This is a genomic window from Streptomyces sp. SID3343, assembly GCF_009865215.1.
In the GTDB taxonomy this organism is placed as follows: Bacteria; Actinomycetota; Actinomycetes; order Streptomycetales; family Streptomycetaceae; genus Embleya.
On the sequence record NZ_WWJX01001341.1, the window covers coordinates 1 to 3910 of the forward strand.

At 68.3% G+C, this 3910-nt stretch carries 2 protein-coding genes; both read left to right on the top strand.

From position 1 onward, the window contains the following. Positions 1-1095 (top strand): phosphopantetheine-binding protein (locus GT354_RS56100; RefSeq protein WP_272923992.1); only part of this gene is annotated, 1095 nt, incomplete at its 5' end. A 5-nt stretch (positions 1096-1100) separates the two neighbouring features. After that, positions 1101-3910 (top strand): amino acid adenylation domain-containing protein (locus GT354_RS42555; protein ID WP_161362196.1); only part of this gene is annotated, 2810 nt, incomplete at its 3' end.

Consider the following 3910-nt stretch of genomic DNA (forward strand, 5'->3'; position numbering starts at 1 on the left):
GTCGGTGACGTTCGCAATGCCGCGACTCTTCGGGTTCTGCAGGTCGCGGTGCAGCGGGCGGCGCATCCCGACGCGTCGCGGGAGGAGTTGCGGACGTTGGTGGAGAAGGCGCTGCTCGGGGAGCGGGAGTTGGTGGTGGCGCCGGAGTGGTTTGCCGAGTGGGCGGCGGGCCGTGGTGTGGGGGTGGATGTCCGCTTGAAGGCGGGTTGGGCGCACAACGAGTTGACCCGGCACCGCTACGAGGTCGTGGTGCACAAGGATTCGGCCGATGTGTTGGATCTGGCCGATGTTCCCGCCGTGGTGTGGGGGCGGGAGGTGTCCGATCTGGCGGCTCTGGGGCGTCGGGTGGAGCGGTCGGTGGGGCCGGTGCGGGTGTGTGGGATTCCGAACGCGCGGTTGGTCGAGGAGGTGGGTGCGGCCGCGGGGGTGGGTGTGTCGGGTTCGGGTGTCGCGTTCGGTGGGCCGTTGGATCCGCAGGAGGTGGTCGTGTGGGCGCGGCGGCTGGGTCGGGATGCGGTGATCACGTGGTCGGGCGAGGTGGTGGGCGGTTTCGACGTGGTGCTGTTGCGTGAGGTGCGGGCGGCTTCCGGGGTGTTCGTTCCCGGCGGTGAGGTGGGAAGGATTCGGGCGAACAACCCGGGACTGTCCCGCACGCTCGGCCCCCTGCTGGCGGAGCTGCCGGAGTATCTGCGCGCGCGGCTGCCCGACTACATGGTGCCGACCGCGGTGGTGCCGCTGTCGGAGATTCCGCTGACCCCGAACGGAAAGGTCAACCGCCGGGCACTGCCGCCGCCGGACTACGCGCAGGTGTCGACCGGCCGGGCGCCGCGCAACTCGCGTGAGGAGAGCTTCTGCGCGCTGTTCGCGGAGGTGCTCGGCCTGGCAAGGGTCGGCATCGACGACGACTTCTTCGCCTTCGGCGGGCACTCGCTCCTGGCCACGCGGCTGATCAGCCGCGCCCGCGCGGAGCTGGGCATCGAGATACCCATTCGCAAGATCTTCGACTTGCCGACACCGGTCGCGCTCGCCGCGTGGTCGGAGGAGTCGGCCGCGCCGCGCCGGCCCGGTCTGCGCAAGATGTTCGTAGAGGAGTGAGATAGATGATCCCGCTGTCATTCACGCAACGTCGCATGTGGCTTCTGCATCAATTGGAGGGGGCCGCGGAAACCTACAACATGTCGGCGGCGTTTCGGCTGGCCGGATCGTTGGACCAGGACGCCCTCGTGGCCGCGATCGGCGACGTGACCGAGCGGCACGAGGTTCTGCGCACCGTCTACGAGACGGACGCAGACGGTCAGCCCTCGCAGCGGATTCTGCCGGTGTCGCAGGCACCGGTGCGGCTGCCGGTGGTCGAGGTGGCGCCCGCCGAGGTGTCCGGTGCGATCGACGAGGCCGGCGCGTACCGGTTCGACCTGGCGGCGGAAATCCCGTTCCGGGCGAGCCTGTTGCGTTGTTCCTCCCAGGAACATGTGCTGGTGCTGGTCATGCACCACATCGCCATGGACGGTAGTTCGGGTGCGCCGTTGGCGCGGGATCTGGCCGCTGCCTACGCCGCCCGTCGCGAGGGTCGGGCACCGGGATGGGAACCGTTGCCGGTGCAGTACAAGGACTACACGCTGTGGCAGCGTGAGGTACTGGGTGACGTGGCGGACCCGGGCAGTCTGGCCGCGGCGCAGGTCGAGTACTGGCGGGCGGAGTTGGCGGGCGTGCCGCAGCCGTTGAGCCTGCCATTGGACCGGCCGCGGCCGGTGGAGGCGGGTTCGCACGGGGACTCGGTCGAACTTGTGGTGGAGCCGGGGGTGGTGGCAGGGCTGGAGAAGCTGGCCGCCGGTCGTGGGATGTCCATGTCGATGGTCCTGCAGGCGGCGCTGGCAGTGCTGTTGCACAAGCTCGGCGGCGGGGATGACGTGACGATCGGCAGTCCGACGGCCGGGCGGACCGACGAGGCGCTGACCGACCTGATCGGGTGCTTCGTCAACACTCTGGTGCTGCGGGTGGACCTGTCCGGTGACCCGTCGTTCGACGAACTGCTCGGCCGAGTACGGGACAAGGCCCTGTCGGGCTACGAGCACCAGGACGTGCCGTTCGAAGTTCTCGTCGAGTCGATCAACCCCGACCGCTCCGCGGCGTACCAGCCGTTCTTCCAGGTGATGTTCGCTTGGCAGAACTTCGAGCAGGGGAGCCTGGAACTACCGGGCCTGCACGTGGAGTTCGAGCAGGTCGTCACGTCGACCGCGAAGTTCGACCTGTTCTTCGCCATGGCCGTGGACGACTCGGGTGCGCTGCGGGGCCACCTTGAGTACGCGACCAGGTTGTTCGACCGGGAAACGGCGGAGGCCATCGCCGCTCGGTTCGTTCGTGTGCTGCGGCAATCGGTCGTCGACCCGGCGGTGTCGGTGGGTGCCATCGAGGTGTTGGCCGAGGAGGAGCGGAACTGGTTGGTGCGGGGGGTCAACGACACGGCGCACCCGGTGGCTGTGGGCACATTGCCGGGGGCGTTCGAGGCCCAGGTGGAGCGTGACCCCGATCGGGTTGCCCTGGTGGGTGATCAGGAGACGCTGTCGTACGGGGAGTTCAACCGCCGCGCGAACCGGTTGGCGCATTGGCTGGTGGAGCAGGGTGCGGGCGCCGAGCGATTGATCGCGCTGCGGATCCCGCGTTCCGTGGATCTGATGGTGGCGATCTACGCGGTGGTGAAGGCGGGCGCGGCTTACCTGCCGGTGGATACCGAGTTGCCCGGGGACCGGGTGCGCAGTGTGCTGGACATCGCGCGGCCGCTACTGGTGTTGGACGGGGTGCTTCCGGAGGTGTCCGGGTATCCGGAGACGAATCCGGTGCGGGTGTTGTCACCGGACAATGCCGCGTATGTCATCTTCACCTCCGGGTCCACCGGTGGTCCCAAGGGTGTTCAGGTGTCGCACCGGTCGATCATGAACCGGTTGGCGTGGGGCCTGGCGCACTTCGACGTGGGGGTCGAGGACCGGGTGCTGCTGAGTACGTCGGCGAGTTTCGATGTGTCGGTGCCGGAACTGTTCGCGCCGTTACAGGTCGGGGCCGCTGTGGTCATCGCCCGTCCGGACGGACGCAAGGACCCCGCGTATCTGGCGGAGTTGATCCGGCGGGAGAAGGTGACGGGTGCGGATTTCGTGCCGTCTCTGTTGGAGGCGTTCGTTGCCGAGCCGTTGGCCAAGGAGTGCGTGAGCCTGCGGTGGATGGAGGTCGCGGGGGAGGCGTTTTCGGCGGTTCTGGCGAACCGGGTTGTGGGTGCCCTGCCGAATTGCGGTGTGCACAACCTGTACGGCCCGACCGAGGCCGCGGTTGAGGTCTCGGCGTGGCAGCACGTGCCGGGTGCGGATCGGGTGCCGATCGGTGCCCCGATCTGGAACACCCAACTGTACGTGCTGGACGCCGCGTTGCGTCCGGTCGCGCCCGGGGTCGCCGGGGATCTGTATCTGGCGGGTGTCGGGTTGGCGCGGGGTTATCTGGGCCGGACACCGTTGACTGCGAGCCGGTTTGTCGCCTGTCCCTTCGGTGAGCCCGGCGGGCGGATGTATCGGACCGGGGATGTGGCGCGGTGGGACAGGGACGGTCAGGTCGAGTTTCTGGGGCGTACCGATTTCCAGGTGAAGATCCGCGGCTTTCGGATCGAACTGGGTGAGATCGAGCAGGTACTGACCGGGTGCCCCGGTGTGGCGCAGGCCGTGGTGGTGGTGCGGGAGAACCAGGAGGGCGACAAGCGCCTCGTGGGGTACGTGGTGCCGGGTTCGGATGGGGCGGTGGTCGACGACGGCACACAGGTGGACGAGTGGCGTCAGGTCTACGACGAGGGTTATGCCGATTCCGGCGACGAGGCGTGGGGTGAGGACTTCCGGTTGTGGAGGTCTTCGTACGACGGTGAGCCGATTCCGTT